This is a genomic window from Bacillus thermozeamaize (genome assembly GCA_002159075.1).
GTDB classification, from domain to species: domain Bacteria; phylum Bacillota; class Bacilli; order ZCTH02-B2; family ZCTH02-B2; genus Bacillus_BB; species Bacillus_BB thermozeamaize.
In genome coordinates this window covers 19,206-39,578 of record LZRT01000011.1, presented here as the reverse complement: position 1 = coordinate 39,578, position 20,373 = coordinate 19,206, and the positions used below count along the sequence as shown (strand labels likewise).

The 20,373-nt window shown below is 55.7% G+C and carries 16 protein-coding genes and 1 pseudogene; 12 read left to right on the top strand and 5 right to left on the bottom strand.

Annotated elements, in window-relative coordinates; genetic code table 11:
• Positions 1–20: 20 nt before the first annotated feature.
• The 8 genes from BAA01_02270 to BAA01_02235 all read left to right on the top strand — a co-directional run bounded on the left by BAA01_02270 (position 21) and on the right by BAA01_02235 (position 10,744).
• Positions 21–971, top strand: coding sequence for a hypothetical protein (locus BAA01_02270; GenBank protein OUM90665.1), 951 nt, complete (start codon positions 21–23; stop codon positions 969–971).
• A gap of 143 nt (positions 972–1,114) precedes the next feature.
• Positions 1,115–2,530 (top strand): amidophosphoribosyltransferase, encoded by a 1,416-nt coding sequence (locus BAA01_02265; GenBank protein OUM90670.1) that lies wholly within the window; start codon positions 1,115–1,117, stop codon positions 2,528–2,530.
• Positions 2,511–2,720, top strand: coding sequence for a hypothetical protein (locus tag BAA01_02260; protein OUM90664.1), 210 nt, complete (start codon positions 2,511–2,513; stop codon positions 2,718–2,720). Before BAA01_02265 ends, BAA01_02260 begins: the two co-directional genes overlap by 20 nt.
• Before the next feature lie 66 nt (positions 2,721–2,786).
• Positions 2,787–4,679, top strand: a complete 1,893-nt coding sequence (locus tag BAA01_02255; protein OUM90663.1) for a hypothetical protein — start codon at positions 2,787–2,789, stop codon at positions 4,677–4,679.
• Positions 4,680–4,949: 270 nt separating this feature from the next.
• Complete coding sequence (locus BAA01_02250) at positions 4,950–6,503, top strand: bifunctional phosphoribosylaminoimidazolecarboxamide formyltransferase/IMP cyclohydrolase (GenBank protein OUM90662.1); 1,554 nt, start codon at positions 4,950–4,952, stop codon at positions 6,501–6,503.
• A gap of 442 nt (positions 6,504–6,945) precedes the next feature.
• Positions 6,946–8,616: a hypothetical protein gene (locus tag BAA01_02245; protein ID OUM90661.1), complete on the top strand. Its 1,671-nt coding sequence runs from the start codon at positions 6,946–6,948 to the stop codon at positions 8,614–8,616.
• 181 nt (positions 8,617–8,797) lie between these two features.
• On the top strand, positions 8,798–10,081 hold the full coding sequence (locus BAA01_02240; GenBank protein ID OUM90660.1) for a phosphoribosylamine--glycine ligase: 1,284 nt from the start codon (positions 8,798–8,800) through the stop codon (positions 10,079–10,081).
• 123 nt (positions 10,082–10,204) lie between these two features.
• Positions 10,205–10,744 carry a hypothetical protein gene (locus BAA01_02235; GenBank protein ID OUM90659.1) on the top strand — a complete coding sequence of 180 codons (540 nt, stop codon included), beginning with the start codon at positions 10,205–10,207 and terminating at the stop codon, positions 10,742–10,744.
• A 39-nt stretch (positions 10,745–10,783) separates the two neighbouring features.
• On the opposite strand, the gene BAA01_02230 is transcribed toward BAA01_02235, so the two are convergent.
• Positions 10,784–11,440, bottom strand: coding sequence for a hypothetical protein (locus tag BAA01_02230; GenBank protein OUM90658.1), 657 nt, complete (start codon positions 11,438–11,440; stop codon positions 10,784–10,786).
• Positions 11,441–12,116: 676 nt separating this feature from the next.
• On the opposite strand from BAA01_02230, the gene BAA01_02225 reads away from it, so the two are divergent.
• From BAA01_02225 to BAA01_02210, 4 genes are all read left to right on the top strand, one after another.
• Complete coding sequence (locus tag BAA01_02225) at positions 12,117–12,569, top strand: hypothetical protein (protein OUM90657.1); 453 nt, start codon at positions 12,117–12,119, stop codon at positions 12,567–12,569.
• A gap of 315 nt (positions 12,570–12,884) precedes the next feature.
• Positions 12,885–13,175, top strand: a complete 291-nt coding sequence (locus tag BAA01_02220) for a hypothetical protein (protein OUM90656.1) — start codon at positions 12,885–12,887, stop codon at positions 13,173–13,175.
• On the top strand, positions 13,172–13,516 hold the full coding sequence (locus BAA01_02215; GenBank protein ID OUM90655.1) for a hypothetical protein: 345 nt from the start codon (positions 13,172–13,174) through the stop codon (positions 13,514–13,516). Before BAA01_02220 ends, BAA01_02215 begins: the two co-directional genes overlap by 4 nt.
• Positions 13,517–13,561: 45 nt before the next feature.
• Complete coding sequence (locus tag BAA01_02210) at positions 13,562–13,789, top strand: hypothetical protein (protein OUM90669.1); 228 nt, start codon at positions 13,562–13,564, stop codon at positions 13,787–13,789.
• Positions 13,790–13,806: 17 nt separating this feature from the next.
• Here the strand turns inward: BAA01_02210 and BAA01_02205 are convergent.
• From BAA01_02205 to BAA01_02190, 4 genes and pseudogenes are all read right to left on the bottom strand, one after another.
• A pseudogene (locus BAA01_02205) lies at positions 13,807–16,843 on the bottom strand (hypothetical protein).
• Positions 16,824–17,546 carry a hypothetical protein gene (locus BAA01_02200; GenBank protein OUM90654.1) on the bottom strand — a complete coding sequence of 241 codons (723 nt, stop codon included), beginning with the start codon at positions 17,544–17,546 and terminating at the stop codon, positions 16,824–16,826. Before BAA01_02200 ends, BAA01_02205 begins: the two are co-directional and overlap by 20 nt.
• Positions 17,479–18,939 carry a hypothetical protein gene (locus BAA01_02195; protein ID OUM90653.1) on the bottom strand — a complete coding sequence of 487 codons (1,461 nt, stop codon included), beginning with the start codon at positions 18,937–18,939 and terminating at the stop codon, positions 17,479–17,481. The genes BAA01_02200 and BAA01_02195 overlap by 68 nt, the downstream gene beginning before the upstream one ends.
• On the bottom strand, positions 18,900–20,255 hold the full coding sequence (locus BAA01_02190) for a hypothetical protein (GenBank protein ID OUM90652.1): 1,356 nt from the start codon (positions 20,253–20,255) through the stop codon (positions 18,900–18,902). Before BAA01_02190 ends, BAA01_02195 begins: the two co-directional genes overlap by 40 nt.
• Between the last annotated feature and the right edge of the window lie 118 nt (positions 20,256–20,373).

The following is a 20,373-nucleotide window of genomic DNA, read 5'->3' as shown; positions in this document are numbered from 1 at the left end:
AAACAGAGAAGCACCTGGCCGTGACAACCGACGGCAACGCCCATTACGTCTACCTCAATCCGCGGATGGGCGGCGCGATTGCCGTTGCCGAGGCGGCCCGCAACCTGGTCTGCAGCGGGGCCGAGCCGCTCGCCGTGACGGACGGGCTGAACTACGGCAGTCCGGAAAAACCGCACATCTACTGGCAATTGCGGGAATCGCTGGCCGGCATCGGCGAGGCCTGCCGTGCGTTGGAGACGCCGGTGATCAGCGGCAACGTCAGCCTGTACAACGAAACGCGCGGCGAGGCCATCTACCCGACGCCGATCATCGGCATGGTGGGCCTGATCGAGAAACCGGAACAGATCACCACCATTGCCTTCAAGAACGAGGGAGACCGGCTGCTGTTGCTCGGCGAGACTCGTGCCGAGGTGGGTGGCAGTCAGTACCAGGAAATGCTTCTGGGCAGCATTGAAGGCCCGGTTCCGGTGCTCGATCTGGAGGCGGAAAAACGCCTGCAGGCCTGCTTGCGGACGGCCATCCGCGAGGGTTGGGTGGCTTCCGCCCACGACTTGTCGGAAGGCGGCCTGGCCGCAGCGCTGTGCGAGTCGGCGATTGCAGGCGGCAAGGGGGCGGTGGTGGAAATTCAGCCCGGCGAGTGGGAAGGACAGCTGGTGGTCGAACAACTGGCGGAAGAAAGCGCCGATCCGGCGGAACGTGAGGTGCTCCGGCAGCTGGAAGCGGAGCTGTACTTCTTCAGTGAATCGCAGTCCCGGGTGCTGGTCAGCGCCGGTCCGGAAGGGGCCGAGGCGATTCAGAAGCTGGCCCGGGAACTGGGTGTGCCGTGCGTCGAGATTGGCCGTGTGGCAGGAAGCGGTGATGAAGCGCCACTGGTCATCCAGTACAGGGGGCAAATCGTGGCCGTGCAGCCGCTCGGTGCCCTGAAAGAGGCTTGGCAGGAGGCGATTCCATGGCTGATGGAGGCCGAGTAGTTCTCCCTGCTCCAGGGGGATTTATCCTCCCGGATCAGGGACGTGACATGTTACCGGGTCAAGGGCGCATCGTAGCCCTGGACCAGGGCAGGACAATGAATGCGGACAAAACGGGTGCCACCTCCCCTTGGGAGGAAGAGTGCCTGATCCTCCCCTGGGCGGGCGAGGAACTGCACGAAGAATGCGGCGTGTTCGGGATCTGGGGCCACCACGATGCGGCGCAACTGACCTATTACGGCTTGCACGCGCTGCAGCACCGGGGACAGGAAAGCGCGGGCATCGTCACCTCCGACGGCCAGCGGTTCACCTTTCATCGCGGGATGGGGCTGGTCACCGAGGTGTTCCATGCGGAAGAATTGCAAAAGCTCCATGGAGAGCGGGCCATCGGCCATGTCCGCTACCCGACGAACGGCGGCAGCGTGTTGCTGAACGCCCAGCCGCTGGTGTTCAACTACCGCGGCGGCGAACTGGCCGTGGCCACCAACGGCGCCCTGGTCAACGCCGATTCGTTGCGGCGGTATCTGGAACGGCAGGGTTCCATCTTCCAGACCACCAGCGACACGGAGGTGATCGCCCACCTGATCGCCCGATCCGCCTATGACGAGGTGGAGGAGGCCGTCAAGGAAGCGCTGCAGATGCTCAAAGGAGCCTACGCGTTCTTGATCATGACGAACGAGAAACTGGTGGTCGCCCTCGACCCCAACGGCCTGCGTCCGCTCTCGCTGGCCCGGCTGGGAGACGCCTATGTGTTTGCTTCGGAAACCTGCGCCTTTGACGCGATTGGCGCCGACTATGTGCGGGATGTGGAACCGGGCGAGCTGATCGTGATCGACAGGGACGGCCTGCGCAGCCAGCGCTTTGCCAATGCCGGCCGGCGGGCGCTCTGCACCTTTGAATACATTTATTTTGCGCGTCCGGACAGCGACATTGACGGGGTGAACGTCCACATGGCGCGCAAGCGGATGGGCAAACGGCTGGCGGAGGAGGCCGCGGTGGAAGCGGATGTGGTGACCGGGGTGCCCGACTCCAGCATCTCGGCCGCCATCGGCTTTGCCGAGGCGAGCGGGATTCCCTATGAAATGGGGCTGGTGAAGAACCGTTACGTCGGCCGGACCTTTATCCGCCCCAGTCAGGCGCTGCGCGAGCAGGGTGTCAAGATGAAGCTCTCGGCGGTGCGCAAGGTGGTGGATGGGAAGCGCGTGGTAATGATTGACGACTCGATTGTCCGGGGAACCACCAGCCGCCGGATTGTCCAGCTGTTGCGGGAAGCGGGCGCGAAAGAGGTGCACGTCCGGATCAGCTCGCCGATGGTCAAGCACCCCTGTTTCTATGGCGTGGATACCTCTTCACGCGAAGAACTGATCGCCGCTGACAAAGGCGTGGAAGCCATCCGGCAGGCGATCGGCGCGGACAGCCTGGCCTTTTTGAGCATCGAGGGGATGCTGGAGGCGATCGGCCGGCCGTTTGCCTCGCCGACCGACTGGCAGCGTGGGCACTGCCTGGCCTGCTTTACGGGGGAATACCCGACGGAGATCCCGGGTGATCTGGCGGCGGATTGAGCGGGCCGGCGGGGAGACCCGGAACGGGTTTCGGGAGAACTGGAACATGTTCTTCATAGAACACGTTCTTCATAGAAAGGGTTTTGCGAAAAAAACTGCTCGCCTTCGAAAACATGCCTTTACAAACATGCCGACATGCCTTTCAAACGGATATGTAAACCGGCATGCTTATCATCCATGCTTGTTTTAGAGTTAGCAAGTAGAAGCCAGTTCCATTACGTATCCTGGCAGGATCGACAGAGAATGGGGGATCGGGATGGCAGAGGGATCGACGCGGGAAGGTTTGACGCGGGATGCCTACCGCGAGGCGGGTGTCGACATCGAGGCGGGAAACCGTGCGGTGGAGCGGATGAAACGGCACGTCCAGCGCACGTTCCGGCCGGAGGTGCTGTCTGGACTGGGGGGCTTCGGCGCGCTGTTCCGTTTGGATACCGCCCGTTACCGGGAGCCGGTTCTGGTGTCCGGCAGCGACGGGGTGGGAACCAAACTGATGCTGGCGCAGGCTCTGGACCGGCACGGGACGATCGGCATCGACGCGGTGGCGATGTGCGTCAACGACGTCGTCGTGCAGGGGGCGGAACCGCTCTTTTTCCTGGACTACCTGGCCCTGGGCAAGGTGATCCCGGAGAAGGTGGAGCAGATTGTGGCCGGCGTGGCGGAAGGGTGCCGGCAGGCCGGCTGCGCGCTGATCGGCGGCGAGACAGCGGAAATGCCGGGGATGTACGCCCCGGAGGAATATGACATCGCCGGTTTTGCCGTCGGCGTGGCGGAAGCGGACAAACTGGTGGACGGCCGCCGGATCCGGGCCGGGGACCGGCTCATTGGCCTGGCCTCCAGCGGTTTGCACAGCAACGGCTTTTCACTCGTTCGCCACCTGCTTTTGGAGAAGGCCGGTTTTGATTTGCGGCAACCGCTGGACGAACTGAACGGGCGCGAGCTGGGCGAGGTGCTCCTGACCCCGACGCGCATCTACGTCAAGACCGTCTTGCGGTTGCTGGAGCGGCATGATATCAAGGGGATGGCCCATATCACCGGCGGCGGCTTTTTGGAAAACATCCCCCGCATCCTGCCGCCGGGCCTGGGTGCCGAGATCTGGCTGGGTGCCTGGCCGGTTCCGCCCGTTTTCCGGCTTCTCCAGCAGGTGGGACAGTTGTCGCAGGGGGAATGCTACCGGACCTTCAACATGGGCATCGGCCTGGTGCTGGCTGTTGCGCCTGAGGAGGCGGAAACGGTGCTGGATGCGGCCCGCCGGCTGGGCGAAGAAGCCTTCCTGATCGGCCAGGTGGTGCCCGGAAAGGGCGTCCGGCTGGTTGAGGGAAACGGGAACAGGGCAAGCGACGGGGCAGGCAACCGGGCAACGGAGGGAAGTGCGGACGGAGGCGCGCAAGGAATCAGGGAAGGAAATAGGGAAGGAAATGCGGAAGGATTTAGGGAAAGCGCAGGCGTTTCAACTTCAGAAAATCGTGAATCTGGAGCAACCGAAGAATCAGGAGAAACCAGAGAATCAGGGGCAGCTGGAGAGTCAGGTGGAACCGGAGATCCAGGAGCCGGTTCGCCGTCCCCTCTCCCTCGTCTGGCCGTGTTCGCCTCCGGAAACGGCAGCAACTTCCAGGCCCTGGCTGATGCCTGCGGGAGCGGGGAGATTCCGGCCCGCATCGCGTTGCTGGTCACCGACCGGCCCGACTGTACCGCGGTGGAGCGGGCAAAACGGCTGGAGATTCCGGTGCTGGCGCTGCGGCCGAAAGATTTTCCCGACAAAGCTTCCTACGAGCGGCAGATCCTGAACCGCCTCCAGGAGGAGCGTGTGGACTGGGTGGTGCTGGCCGGCTACATGCGGCTGGTGGGCCCGACACTGCTTTCCGCCTATGAGGGAAAGATGATCAATCTGCACCCCTCCCTGCTTCCCGCCTTTCCCGGAAAAGACGCGATTGGCCAGGCCTGGCGTCACGGGGTGAAGGTGACCGGTGTGACCGTCCACTTTGTGGACGAGGGCATGGATACCGGGCCGATCTTCCTGCAGGAACCGGTGCCGGTGGAACCTGGAGATACGCTGGAAAGCCTGGAGGAACGCATCCATCGCGTCGAGCACCGCCTGCTGGTGGAGGCGGTGCGCCGGCTGGTCAGCCGGCCGGCGGAGGCAAACGGGTGAACCGAAGGCAAGCAAGCGGAACCGAAAGACAAGTGAGGAAGCTGAAGGCAAGCGGATGAACTGAGGGCAAGCGAGCGCACGGAAGGCGAGTGAGCTACCGAAAGCAAGCGAACGGACTCCAGCAAACGAAAGGACTTAAGCGAGTGAACTGACTGAAAGCAAGCGGACTGACGGAAGGCAAGCGTTCGGGCGTGTGTCAAGTCTGTATCTGGGAAGAACTGGGAAGACAACGAAACAAGATCCGGAACGGATGACGGAAGGAGCAGCCAAATGTCAGGAACAAAGCGACGGGCACTGATCAGTGTTTCCGACAAGACCGGGATTGTGGACTTTGCCCAGGAACTGAACCAGTTGAGTTTCGAGATTCTTTCCACGGGCGGGACGCTCAAGCTCCTGCGGGAACATCAGATTCCGGTGACCAGCGTCTCGGAGGTGACCGGGTTTCCGGAGATACTGGACGGCCGGGTGAAGACGCTGCACCCGCGGATTCACGGCGGCATCCTGGCGGTGCGTGGCGATGCCTCCCACATGGAGCAACTGGCTGCCCATGCGATTCAGCCCATCGATCTGGTGGTGGTCAACCTGTACCCGTTCAAGGCCACCATCGCCAAACCGGACGTGACGTTCGAGGAGGCGATTGAGAACATCGACATCGGCGGCCCCTCCATGGTTCGGGCGGCGGCCAAGAACCACCGGGATGTCACGGTGGTGGTGGATGCCGCGGATTATCCGCGGGTGCTGGATGAACTCCGCCAGGAGGGTGCAGTCAGTGAGGAAACGCGCCGCCGGCTGGCCGCCAAAGCTTTCCGGCACACGGCCGCCTACGACGCCCTGATCGCCGAATACCTGAGCAGGGAAGCGGGCGAGGAGCAGCCGGAGTGGCTGACACTCACCTTTGAGAAGGTACAGTCCCTCCGTTACGGGGAAAACCCGCACCAGAAGGCGGCCTTTTACCGCCTGCCGCTGGCCGGAGCGGGCAGCGTGGCGACGGCCCGCCAGTTGCACGGCAAGGAATTGTCCTACAACAACATCCAGGATGCCGATGCGGCGCTGGCCATCGTCCGGGAATTCGACGAACCGGTCGTGGTCGCCGTCAAGCACACCAACCCTTGCGGCGTCGGCATCGGGGAGGATCTGTTTGCGGCATGGCAGAAAGCGTATGAAGCGGACCCGGTCTCCATTTTCGGCGGCATCATCGCCACCAACCAGGTGGTGGACGTCCGGACGGCGGAGGCCATGAGCCAGCTTTTTCTCGAGATCATCCTGGCCCCCGGGTTTACCGAAGAGGCACAGGCCATCCTGACGCGGAAGAAAAACCTGCGCCTCCTGGAAGTGGGCGAGCTTGACAGCGCCAAGGCCCAGGCAGCCGGCTGGCAAGTCCGCTCAGTGCAGGGCGGCCTGCTGGTGCAAGAGGGCGATGCGCGGCGCCTTTCGGCAACCGACCTGCAGGTGGTCACCGAGCGGGCCCCCAGCGAAGCGGAACTGGCGCAACTGCTCTTCGCCTGGAAAGTGGTGAAACACGTCAAGTCCAATGCCATTGTCCTGGCGGCGGACTATCAGACGATCGGCGTCGGGGCAGGCCAGATGAACCGGGTGGGCGCGGCCCGGATCGCCATCGAGCAGGCGGGCGAGAAAGCCAGAGGAGCGGTGCTCGCATCGGATGCCTTCTTCCCGATGCCGGACACCGTGGAAGCGGCGGCCGCGGCGGGGATTACGGCCATCATCCAGCCCGGCGGCTCGATCCGCGACGAGGATTCCATCCAGGCGGCCAACCGCCACGGCATCGCCATGGTCTTCACCGGCGTGCGCCACTTCAAGCATTGAGCCAAGCCAATTGAACAACGCAAGTATTGCACAGGGCCAAGTATATTGGACAGCGCCAAGCTCTGAGTTGTGTTGGTTCAGCGCAATGGTTCAGTATTATGATAAAGAGGCGCTTGAATTGCCGTGCCAAGCACGACATGCAATGCTCAAGCAAAAAACGCATTGCTTGAAACAATGTTTTAATAATAAAATATGTCGCTATAAAATGTGTCACTCCAGCATGAAGCAAGGCAACGTTGCTTTAAACTGAAACACTGCTCCAAGTATGCTGCGTGGCATTGAAACAGCACTCCCGTTCACTCCCGTTTATCGAACCCTGATCAACCTCGAAGGAGGGTTTCATGAGTTAAAACCCTTTCTCCTGCTTTTCCGGTCTAGATTTTCGAAAATTGGGCAAAAATGGATCCAAACCCAACTCACAGACCGGAAAAGAGGGATACTCTTGACTCATGAACACCCATTTCGGGAACGGACGAACCTGGAGCGGCTGAAGCGGAACTTGTACATTGATCGGAGCGATCCGCTCTACCTGCAGAAAAAAGTGCGCTACCTGGGGCAGGATTTCGATGCCCTCTTCCAGATGGCGGAGCTGCGGGAACGGGAAGGGCGGCCGGAGAAAGCGCTGGAGTTGTACCGCCGGGCCGAGCGGGCGGCCACCAGCAGCACACAGTTCAGCCGCGCCGTGCACCGGAGGCGGCAGCTGGAACGGTCGTTGCAGCCGGTGCCAACCTTGCAGCCGGTTTCGGCTTTGCGGCCGGTTCCGCTCTTACAGTCGGCTACGACCCTGCATCCGGCGCAAACCGCTTCTGCCGTGGCGCCTCGTTCCACGGTTGGAAAAGGCGGCTCCTCACGCGCGTTGATCGGGCTGATGGGGCTCTTGCTCGGGCTTCTGGTGGGGCTGTTGGGCGCGTTCTGGCTGGTGCAGTACCGGTTGGATGTGCATTTTTACCACCATTCTGGTCCTGCGGATCAGCAACCGGCTCAGCCGGGCGCGTTGCGGCCGGGCGTATGGGAAGAGGCCGATCAAGCCAGTCTCGGACTGACCTACCTGCGTTCCGCCATTTTGGGATATTACCGGCTGGAGGGGAAATTTCCGGACAGCTTGGACGAGTTGACCGGGCCTTTTCCGTCCAACTACATCTCCGCCATTCCGCCCGATCCGGTGTACGGCAAGCGGCAAGTGGTGGACAGGTGGGACGGCACGGGCGGCTGGGTGTATCAGAAACCACCAGGAGGAATGGTGAATGAGGGGACAAGCACAGGTGGGACAAAAGAGGGGATATCCTTGTTCGTTGATCCTCTGGTTGCTGTCACCCAGGCCCTTCAGCCCAATTGGAAGGTGGGTGAAAACGGCTCATTTTCGGGAGAGTTTCACAGGTTTGAGCCGATCCGATTGCTGATCTTTCCGGATGAGCGGCGGGTGGAACTGGCGTCCGGTGACTTGACGCTGCTGGCCGCTGATGCGGCGGTGGGCCTGCCGCAATCCCCCACACCGGAAGGGGATTTTTTTGTGCGCCGAAGGGTTTGGCTGCCGCAAGGAAACGTGCCGGAAAGGCAGACGGGGAGACAGACGGTAAGACAATCGGTTCAGCCCAGTGCGATGAAACCGCTGTTCACCGTCCCTTCAACCGTCTCTTCTCCTTATGGTGTGGCGGGCCTGGAGTTTGCAGAAGGGTACGCCATTCACGGCACCAATTCGCCGGAAACCATCGGGCAGGCGGCCACCTTAGGATGCGTGCGCCTGGACAATGAGACGATGCGCCGATTTTTCGCCTGGACACCACTGGGCACCGAAGTGGTGATCCGCGGCGGGAAAGAGGGGGAAGCGCCGTCTATTGAGGAGAAAGCGCCATCTCTTGTCGCTGTCTCAGGATCTCACAGTATGCAAACTCACGCGGATCAATTTCACGCGTTACAATCTCATGTTCAGGCGGCCCAATCTTACGAGGCGCAATCTCGCACGGCGCAATCACATGCGCCACAATCTTACGCGGCGGACCGCGCGGAATTTTTGGCGTTGCCGCTCCAGCATCTGACTCCCACAGCCTTGGAAGCGATTCAACCGCGCGCTGATGAACGGGATTTGACGGGCGTTTATCGTTGGAAAGGATAGAAGCGCCGTTGTGACGTAAATTTGGAAGGATGGACATGTGACGGACGAACATGTATTTAGTGAAAGACGCGTATTAATGAAAACGTGTATTCGTGTATTTAACGAAGGAAACGTATTAATGAAAATGCAATAATAGAAAATGTTGATTTCGTCGGAAGAACGTTGAGAGGGGACGAGGAAGATGAAGGTGCTGGTCGTTGGCCAGGGAGGCCGGGAACATGCGCTGGTCTGGAAGCTTTCCCAAAGCCCGCGCGTCAGCCGCCTTTACTGTGCACCCGGCAATGCGGGGATTGCCGAACTGGCCACCTGTGTGCCGATTGGAGATACGGATATCGAGGGATTGGTCCGGTTTGCGAAGGAAGAGGGAATCGACCTGACCGTCGTGGGGCCGGAGGCTCCTTTGGTGGCCGGGGTGGTGGATCGTTTTGAGGAAGAAGGATTGCGCATCTTCGGTCCGCGGCGGGAGGCGGCCATGCTGGAGGGAAGCAAATCGTTCGCCAAGGCGGTCATGGAAAAATACGGCATCCCGACCGCCCGCTATCAGGCGTTTGAGGATTATGAAGCGGCGCTGCGTTACCTGCGTGAACATGGCGCTCCCGTGGTGTTGAAAGCGGATGGCCTGGCCGCCGGAAAGGGTGTGACAGTGGCCATGACGCTGGAAGAGGCGAAGGCCGCCCTGGAACGGATGATGCGGGAGAAGGTGTTTGGCGAAGCGGGGAGCCGCGTCGTGATCGAAGAGTTCCTGCAGGGGCAGGAGCTGTCCCTGATGGCCTTTGTGGATGGGGAAACCGTGCTGCCGATGGTGCCGGTGCAGGATCACAAGCCGGTGTTTGACGGCGATCGTGGGCCCAATACCGGCGGCATGGGCACTTATTCGCCGACGCCGCAGCTTCCGCAGTCTGTGATTGAGGAGAGCATCCGGCGCATTCTCCAGCCGGTGGCCAAGGCCATGGTGGCCGAAGGCAAGCCCTACCGGGGCGTCCTCTATGGCGGGCTGATGGTCACTGCAGAGGGGCCGAAGGTGATTGAGTTCAACGCCCGCTTTGGCGATCCGGAGACACAGGTGGTTCTGCCGCGCCTGGAGACCGACCTGCTGGAGGTGCTGGAGGCGGTAGTGGACGGCAGATTGGATGAGGTAAACCTTACCTGGCGCAAGGAGGCGGCCGTCTGTGTCATTCTGGCATCGGAAGGGTATCCCGGTACTTATTCGAAAGGACGCGTCATCCAGGGTCTTTTCAGTCCGGAGGAGCAGCAGCAACGGGAAGTCTACCTGTTCCATTCCGGAACGAACCGGGAAAGCGGCCAATGGCTGACGAACGGTGGCCGTGTCCTTGGAGTGACAGCGCTGGGTCAGGATCTGGCAGCCGCCCGCGAGAAGGCATATCAGGCGATTGGAGGGATCCGGTTTGAGGGGATGCACTACCGGCGGGACATCGGTTTGCGGGGGTTGAAGGAAGAGAATTGATATTGCTGACCCGGGTGGGGGCAAAAGTGACGGTGAGGGGAAAAGCGACGGCAAGGGCACACACAATCAACGGAATTGTGCTATGATGAGAGCAAGAAGACACCTCGTGAAAGGGTGAGCACGATGCCCGGACCTCTCACCTATGCGGACTATGCCCGCTTGCCGGAGGATGGCCCTCGCTATGAGCTGGTGGATGGCGCGTTGGAACTTTTGGCGCCCGCACCCGGGACCTTGCACCAAGAGATCCTGAGAAGATTGGTGTACCAGTTTGAACAGCACTGCCGGGAAAACGGGAAATTTTATTTTGCTCCCATTGATGTCATTCTCTCTGACACAGAAGTTAGACAACCCGACCTCGTGTTCGTCAGCAATGAACGGCTACACATCATTACCGAGCGGGGCATTGCGGGTGTACCCGACCTGGTGGTGGAAATTCTCTCCCCATCGACGGCGAAGCGGGATAAGGGGGATAAACGGCAAACCTACGAAAAATATGGTGTTCCGGAATATTGGATCGTCGATGGAGCCAACCGGTTGATGGAACAATATCGGCTGATGAACGGACGGTATGATTTTCCTGTCCTATTTGGGGAAGATGATGTGGTTCAATCTCCCCGGCTCACCTGTATCTCTTTTCCATTGCGATTGTTATTTGAAAACTGAAGTTGTGGTTTTTTGATTATGCCGACTGAGTCAGGGTGCTCATTTTATCAGCTCCAAATCGCGGAACACTTCACTGACCGGTATCTGCAGACAGGGGATGAGTGGTGATGTGATAATGTTCTCATCACCCTTTCTGGCTTTTTTCCCGGCCTGCTGTGATGCCTCATTTGTTGCTTCCATTGCTGTTTTCTCTATCGCGGTATCTGCCTGTGTCACACCATATACCTGATACAATCTGTACTGATCGGCTTTTTCATCCAGCAGAAACTGTTCAACGATCCGGTGAACCGGATCAACAATCCAATATTCTTTGATCCCAAAGCGGGCGTAGGTGGCCCGTTTTTCTCTTTTATCCCGCAAAGCGGTGGATGGAGAGAGAATTTCCACGATGAGGTCAGGTGGTCCCTCAATGCCCCGCTTGGTCAGAATGTCTGTGCGTTGCCGATGGATCATCACTAAGTCAGGTTGGTAAACTTCCTTTTCCGTCAAAATCAGATCAATCGGAGCTTGAAGAATGAAATAATCAAGACGACAACGCTGCATCATCCACCATTGCAAGTTTTGGCTGACCATCTGGTGGATGGTCAGGGGAGCCGGAGCCAGTAATGTCAGTTTGCCATCAATCAGTTCATACCGCGGTCCGTCCCCCGGGAGCTTGGCATAGTCCTCGTAGGTGAGGCCGCCTTCTTTTATCACTGAAGGGGGATGATTATTCTCATTTGGACAGGCGCATAAGTGGCTATTGGACTTTGGTTGACGGTCACTTTTTTGTGAGTCGCTCATAGAGAGACCTCCTTTCTGTTGAAATGTCAGGTTTTCGGGATGGATTGTTTCATGTAAGCGGCCGCTTTTTGTCCCGCATCACCTTGAACACTCTGCTCTCCGGTATGGAAGGATCGTGCGACACGACATAGGCTTTGGAAAAGCGGTAGAGGTAGTCTGCCTCATGGGACTTTGGCGTGAGGAATAACAGGTGGTTTTGAAGATAATCTTGCAGTTTTGTAGGCAGCAGGGCGGTTCACTCCTGACAAGCTTTGACATTTTGAGACTATTATAGCATTTGGGACGAATATTATGATGAGAGGCCCTGAAAGTGTTACTGAGCAACTTTGTTTGTTAACACGGAGTTTGCGGTTGTAAACGTAAGAAGAGGATTGGAAAACACATTGTTGATGTTTGTGGATTGGATGATATTTAAGGAGCCGGGATGGCATAGATGGATGCTCATAGAAGGACCCTTCATCCGATGCTATAATAAAAGCAAATCCTGAATCGTCCGACGGCGGAGGTGCACCCATGTCCGCATCCGGAACATCCCCTCACCAACCGCACGACAAAGGGTACAAATACTTGTTTAATTCCGCGGGACTGGGTGCATCAGATTGACGAAGACCACCTGTACCGCCCGGACACAATGTACATTCTTCCCGACTTTCGGGACAAGGAAGCGAACATCGTCTATGAATTGAGACGTTCAACACAAGACGACCAACCGGAAATCATCTTCTACATCCTGATGGAACTGCAGTCAACCGTCGACTTCCACATGCCCTACTGCCTGCTGCTGTATCAAGTGGAAACCTGGCGCGATTACATGAAAAACATTAAAACAAAGGCAGCTGCTCGCACTTCCGCCTGCCGCCCATTGTCCCCATCGTCCTTTACAACGGAAAAGCGTCCTGGACGGCGGCGCAAACCTTTCGCCAAATGCTCAAAGGAGAACGCCTTTTTGGCGATGAGCTGCTCAATAAACTACGAAGTTTGGAGCCACCTGACTTCCATGGCCAGGTGGCCAATTTTTTCAGATTCATGGCAGCAACAATAAGCATCGTCTGCATGGAAACCTTTTCTAAACTGCGTAAGGTCGTCCATCGCATGCCATCCCTTATCCTTGACGTCTACAAAGACCCGTTCTTTTTAACTTTTGGCAAAGAGACCACTTTCAGGGGCGGCCTCCTTGACCGCGAGCAATAAACAACATTTCCGGATTCAAAAGTCCATGAGCAGCAGTTTATTCAAAATGCGTTGGAAGATGGTTCCAAACAGATGGGTGCCGCGGAACCGGCAAACGTAGTTTTTCCCGAAGGCGCATCGATTCGTCGCATTTCCTGATGGTATAATCGATTTTGAGGTGATTGCCATGAACGGGCTGAAATTGTTAAAAGAAAAAAAGCAAGAGATCCTAGCCATCGCGCAACAGAATGGCATTCGTAATGTCAGGATTTTTGGTTCAGTAGCCCGGGGCAAGGAACGATTGGATAGCGATATTGATTTGTTGGTGGAAATCGAAGATGGAAGAACGTTATTTGACCTCATTCGATTTAAACAAGAAATTGAATCTCTTCTTGAACGAAAAGTAGATGTACTTACTGATCAAGCGGTTCATGAACTGTTAAGAGAACAAATCATGAACGAGGTTATCCAATTATGAAAAAAGATGAGTTTTATTTAAATCATATCATTGACAGCATGGAACACATCGAATCATTCATTTCGGGAGGAAAGGATGAATTTTTCAAATCCAGATTGATACAAGATGCAGTCATCCGAAATCTGGAAATCATTGGTGAGGCAGTCAAGAAATTATCAATGGATTTAAGGATGCAATACAACCATATCCCTTGGCGTGAAATGGCAGGGTTACGGGATGTTTTGATCCATGAGTATTTTGGTGTTGATTTAAAGATAGTATGGGGAGTCGTCGAAAAAGAACTTCCACGGTTAAAGCCGATGATCCAGCAAATATTAATGGAATCTGAAAATATGGAATAGGGCGGACAAATTGTGCTTCACATGAAGGAGAAGGGAGTGGGCGACATGCAGACGAACATCGAGCGCATACTTGACGAGGCCTTGCAACAGAAACTGGAAGAAGGCCGAGCCATTGGTTTGGAAGAAGGTCGGGAGCTCAGCCGAGAGGAAGGCAAAAGAGCCGTGGCGAGGAAACTCCTGCTCAAGGGCATGGACATTCCCTTCATCGTCGAGACGACCGAACTGAGCGAGGAAGAGATCGAGCGCATCAAACGGGAGCTTCCGAAGCAATAGATTGCGTGCGGGAACGCTCATCCCAATGGATTGTTTCGAGCATGCTCACGCTTTTTATCCCGCATCACCTTGAACACCCGGCTTTCCGGAATGGACGGATCGTGTGATACGACATAAGCCTTTGAAAATCGGTAGAGATATTCCGCTTCATGGGACTTTGGCGTGAGGATGATGAGCTTCCGCTGGAGTTCCCTTTCGTAGAGGTCAAACACTTTTTCCTTCCGGCCTTCATCCAAAGCGCTGTCAAATTCATCCAACACGATGTATCCCGGACTGGCTTGGATGCTTTGCATGAGCGCAAGCGCAAAGAGGAGGGAGCTGAGCGACTCTTCACCGCCTGAGACCCCCCTGCCCACTTTGCCGCCTCTGGCTTTGACGCTGACATCTTCCATTTTTCCCCGATGCCCTTCCTTGCGTGCTTTCAAATAGAGGGCGTAGTGGATCTGATTGCGCCGGTCGGCATACATGTCCCATTCCACCTTGCCTTCGAAATGGAAATGGCTCATGTAGTTAAAAAATTTTTGATTCACTTCCAGGACGCGCATGTTGATCGTCGTTTCCAAATCATCCTTCAATCGCTCCATCCGTGCGGTTTGTTCTTCCAGGAGGGCTCGGGAACTGTCAACTTCTTTGCTTAAACGCTCATACTCTTCCTTGATGATCCTGTAATTTTCCGGCGCCGCTTCATCAATGCCTTTTTCATTCAGCGCAAATTCGAATGTGGTTTTGCCCTGTTCTCTGTTGTTTTTGGCCTGGGATTTGTTCCAAGCAGGCCATTCTCCATTGGTGGCTTGGAACTGTTCCAGATGCCGCGGGACTTTATCCTCCAGCGCGCTCAATTCTCGTTTTATCTCAATCATTTCTTCTTCCCGTGCCACATATTCTTCTCTTTTTTCGCGAAGCAGTTGTTCCGTCCGGTCCAGTTTTCTTTTTTGCTCATTCAGTTGGGAAAGCAGTTCGTCAAGTTGGCGTTTCAGCCGCGCATGTTGCCGGCCTTTTTGTTCCAGGGATTCTTTGAGGACTTCTTCTTTTGCCTTCTCTTGAAGGATGGCATGTTCCAGCTGCTGAATGGCTTCTTCCAAGAAATACAGCTGTTCGATTTGTTCCCGTTCACTGGCAAATTCCTGGTAAACGGCGGCGTATGCTTCCAATTGCCGGATTTCCCAGTTGCAAGCGGCGATGGGCTGGCTCAGTTGTTCCAATTGTTGCCGGAGGTCTTTTTCTTTTTCCAACAGTTGTTCTTTGGTGGCCGTAAATTGTTGGAATTTCGTTTGGCGGAGCATCCGTTCATGCACCGTGGTCTGAAAGGCTTCCGCTTCTTTCACCGCGGTTAATGCTTGGGCGAGCGTATGCTGTTGTTTTCGCAACTGTCCGATTTGGGTAGCCAAGGCGGCCAGTTCCGTTTCATGGGTTTTGATCTGTTTCCGCACTTCTTCCTTGTACCTTTGAATGGCCACTTCGCTGAGGATCAAGCGCTTTTCTTCCTGTGGGCCACGGATGCCTTGAGTGTCGATCAACAGGCCGTTGGCGATTTTCGGCATTTCCCCGGAAAAAAAGCGTTTGATCGGCCGCTCCGGCGGCAGCATCCAATTCCACCAGTTCACGCAGCGGGTAGGCCTCGATTCCCGCCCGTTGCAGGTTCAAGAGGGCTTGTTCTTGCCGGGCGCTGAGAAGGCGGTTTTGCGTGAGTTGGCCGTAGAGTGTTTCCAGTTGTTGTTTTTCCTTGGTTAAGGTGGCCGTCTTCTCTTTGGCCGTTTCCAGTTGATGTTCCACTTGCTCCAGTTGGCTTTGCACGGCGTGGCTGGAGTGGTAGGTTTGGAGGAGATCGACATAGCGCGCCTCTTTTTGTTGATCGTTGTAAATTTCAGCTTGTAACTTCGCCAGTGCATCCCGTAGTTGGTCCAGTTGGCCTCGGATGTCATGGGCTTGCGCTTGCAGGGCGGATTGTCTGTCGAGATGGGTTTGCAGTTGTTTTTGGGTGTGGTCCAGCTGTTGACGGACTTGTTCTTCTGAATATGGGATACGGCGGATTTTTTCGGTCAGATGGGTGATTTTCCTTTCAATCTCCTGTTTTTGCTGCAAGGATCGCTTTTTCTGTTCTTGCTTGTTTTCAATGTGTTGTTGGATGGCGGACAGTTGATGTTCGCATTCGGTCATTTCTTGCTTCAATTGCTGCACATGTTGTTCCAGTGCAGTCCTTTCGGTTTCCAGTTGCTGGGCGGCCTCCTCCAAAGTTTCTATTTCCTCTTCATGTTTGAGGATTTGTTTTTGCAAAGTGTCTAATTCTCCGCCGATGATCGTTTCCAGGACTTTCAGCGCCGTCCAGTATTGTTTGAGCCCTTCCTCGAGGCGGCGGTTGCGATCGTGGTAGCGATCCAGTTCTTTTTTCTTTTGGCTTAATTCCAGCTTTTTGTTGCGCAGGTTGTTCTCCGCCTCTTGAAGAGATTGTTCCGCCTCTTTGACCAGCTCCCGGCTTTCTTCCCAGTTTTTTTGGATGGTTTCAATGCCGTACATCTGGCTGAAAATGCGGAACCGTTCCTCAGGATGCATGACGGCAAACTGGTTGACTTCTTTTTGATACCAAATCAGGTAAAAGGCGTCGGGATCGACGGCGTATTTTTCGGTCACTTGCTTTTTATATTCGCTGAAATTGTAATTCTGATCTCCCGCGGTAAATTTGGTGGTGCGTTCCCAATGGTCCAGTTCATCTCCCTCATGGATGAAAAACACTTTTTTGATCGGCTCGCCGCTGTGCTGCTCGATGTGCAGGGAGAACTGGACAAATTGTGCTGCGTCCACTTTAACTTGGCCCGCGTTTTTAAACGCCAGTTCGATGGTTGCATGCCAGGTTTGGTCTGGCGGGAGGTTTTGCGAGCGCAAGCCCTCGAGATCCACTTTGCTGGAGTAAAGGACAGCGCCCCAGCAAAAGGTGATGGTGGATTTTCCCGCGCCGTTGGGGCCGGATATCAGGATGTGGTCCGTTTCCTCCGACAGGTCGATGACAGTGGGAAGATAGTCGCGAATGCCGGAGAACTTAAGTCTCCAAGGAATCATGGGCCACCCCGCCTTCCAAGTTGTATCGCTTGAAAAAGCGCAACACATCCTCCATATGGAGCTGGTTGGATTGGCTGAATTCGGCTGTCCGCCGGAGAAAAGAATCGGAAAACATGTGGCTCCCAATGGCCGTTAATTGGTAGGCCTCCTCATGGGAAGTGTTGTCATAAGGTTCAATGGCCCCGATTTTTCGCAAGGTGTCGAGGTTGATGCGGATCCGTTGGGCGGCTTTCAGCGATTCGTGGCCAAAGCTTTCCACCAGTTGTGAAAAAAGGGTGTACTCGTTTTGCAACACTTCCTGATGGTAGAAAATGAACATGAGGATGGACAAACTTTCTTTGCTCAACACCTCTTTGGCTTGCCTGGCCGTCACCCGCATCAACGCCACCACCTGATCGCGCCGCTGGTCGTATATCACTTGGAAGTACCGGCTGAGCGCTTGGTTTAAGCGGGTGAGAAAAGACTGGAAAGCCTCTTCATCATCGGCGATGCCGAGCATTTTCTCCACTTCCTTGCGGGAAAGGCCAAAATTGGCATTGCGGATGGTGGCGGAAGAGGAGAAAAGGATCTGCATAAAGGCCAGTTCTTCCGATTTCGTGAGCATCCCTTGCAGGTTTCGCATGGCGGAGAGCGGGTTATGGTTGGCCGCTGTTTCCTGTGGGGGCGAAGGGTGTTCTTCTGATGCGAAAGGTTCCTTGTTCATCATCGATCCACTTCCAATCTCTTGGTTGTATTGGGGCAGGGTGCGGAGAATCGCTTGCTGCTTCCGGCGGCCTGATTTCTGCCCGCCGGTTGCCGATCAAGGCAGCCACGCCGATGAGCCCGTTTAAGGCGTCACTCCATGTTTCCCCGCCGGTTTCAGCGAGGAGCTCGTCCAATGATGCTTCATCGACGCGCAGCAGGTATTCTTCCAGCTTTTTCGTGTCAATGAATTGTTTGGTCATTTGCCAGGACCATTCATGCATCACTTGTTCCAGCTGGCTTTCCGGGATTTCCGACGGTTCATGATATTCCGGTTGAACCAGTTGGTCGATTTCCTCCGTAATCGGTTGATAGTTTTCCAGATAGTCGATGGCACTTTGAATGGCCTGCGGGCTGATGGGGGAAGCGAATTTGACCGGCACCCAGAGGCCGTCCATTTCTTCTCCGGGATAATTTCCCTGCTCCATAAAACTCAGCATTTGGTGCATGTCTGGTATCTCGGAGTCTGCCGGGCTGTCAAAGGTTTGGATGATAAACCGACGAAACAGTTCGGGATGGATCACATGGTTGAAACCGGTTTGTTGCAGGGAGGAAAATTTTAAAATTTTGTTGATGGTTCCGACACTGATTTTGGTCCCTTCGGTCATCACTTCGGTGCCTTTTTGGATCAACGCGGCCAGGGGAAGACCTTCTTCAAAGGTTTTGAATCGTTCAAACCGCTCTTGCATTTTTTGCTCCAATTCCCGCATCAATTCATTGATGATTTGGACTTGGGGCAGGGCGTTTCGGTCAGCCAAGTATTCCAGTTGCCGTTCTTTTAACAGTTCAATCGCATTCTCCACATTTTTGATCATGCTGGCCAGCTTGTTGCCCCCTGAGATGCCTTTGTCGTCATAGGCCTCGCTCAATTCGGCATCCCGCTTGGCTTGAAAGAGGGACCGGGCCACTTCGTCATTCATGTAGTAGGCGAGGGAGTCGTTGGCCAGCCGGATCAGCACGTCCATCATCCGCTTGCCGACATCCCGCATGTGAATGCGTTTGGCCGACTTCATGATCCAGTTGTATTTGGCCAGGACATAGACGAGGTGTTGGATGAAGGGAAGGGACATGTCCGGGTCGTTGCCGTATTGGTGGCGGTAACGATAAAAGATGGTATGTTCATTTTCAATGGCGGAAGCAAGTCCCGGCGCTTCTTCATGAATGATGTTCAAAACCCGCAAAAACCGGAGGGTGTGCAGCGGGGACTGGAAATATTCTTTGGAACTCAGTTCACTGATGACGCCGGCGAGGGTGGTCATATCGTTCATGACTTGCCGCAGTTGCGGCTGGTGCTGGTCGGCTTGAAAAATGGAGATCAACGGTTGGGCTGTGGTTGATGGATCCGTATCTTCCATTGTGTGGGGCCTCCCAAATATGCCTCTTGCTCGCCGCCTTTGTTTTTGAATGTCTGAATGGCTTCTTCATACGCTTTCCACATGTGACATACGGCATGTGGCAAGATCCATTTGACTTGGACGGGATGCGGCTCAACGAGCCGGTACAGCGTTTCGGCAATGGTCATTCCCGCTTCATCATGGTCGGTCCAAATGAGCACTTGCCGCAAAGACGGGGAGTGGGTGAGCAGTTGTTGAATCAGGCGCCTGTGGCCGCTTCGCACTTGCCCGTCCACACCGATCAGGAGACTGTTGGTTGCGGGCAAAAAGTGATCTTCGTATGCCATGCGTGTCAACACCGCGCGGCTTTCCACCAGCCACAGGTGTTCCGCTGTCGTTGAAAAGGTATCGGCGCACACGGCCAAGTGGGTGGTGGCATGGACCGTTCCAAAGGTATATCTGGCGGTCTGTCCTTGCATGTTCCCGCTGAAAAAGATGGGGGTTACGGTTCCCATACTGAGCAAGCCCAGGCTTTCGGCAGGTGCCTCCAGTATCTCTTCCAGAGCGGCGAGAAAATCTTCCTTATGCCCGTCAAACTTTTTGGAACCGCCGATTTCTTTGTAGTACACGGCGCCGATTTCTTTCCAGTCAAACTGTGGCCGCGTGGCGGCCAATTGGCCAACAGCCAGCAAAAAATGAAGGAAAGACAATTGTTTGGCAAAGGGCCAGTCAACGGGAAGAGATGAATGAAGTACCGAACACTCTTGTCGGAGAAGCGCGCTTTGGCAAGCTGTTGCCAGCTGTTGCAGGAGCTCTTGGTAGCGCTGGATAACCGGTTGCCGTGATTCTGGCACGGGGCTTGGCTGAAGCGGTTGCGGGGAACCGTTGTTAAGCGCGGCTTGACAGGCCTGCAGCCAATGGCCGAGGGCCTCCAGCTTTTCCTGATGCTGCCTCTTTTTTACCCTTTCCTGGTAGCGGTACAATGTCAGCCCCATGCGATAATGTTCTGCTTGCACCGATTTTTCGTCTGGATGGTAACGCACTTCCCGGATGATCCAGCCATCCCGCAACCAAGCATACACCTCGTCGGAACCCTTGAGCGAACGTTTGACCCGCGGGCTGGGAAATTGTTTGACCAGTTCTGCCGGAGCCAGTGAGACAGGTTCTGTTTTTTTGCCGATGGTAAGGGTGGCCACCTTTCGCCTCGTTCGGGCTGTTCGCCGGATGAGCGGGACATCGAACCGATCCGTTTGTTCCATGATGTCGAGCGTGTCGATCTCTTCATTCGCCAATAACAGGTGGTTTTGAAGGTAATCTAGTATATCTGCAGGCAACAGGGTGGTTCACTCCTGACAAGCTTTGACATTTTGAGACTATTATAACATTCGGGACGGATATGGTGAGAGGCCTTGAAGGTGTTTCTGGGCAACGCCGCTCGTTTCCCTGAGATTTGCG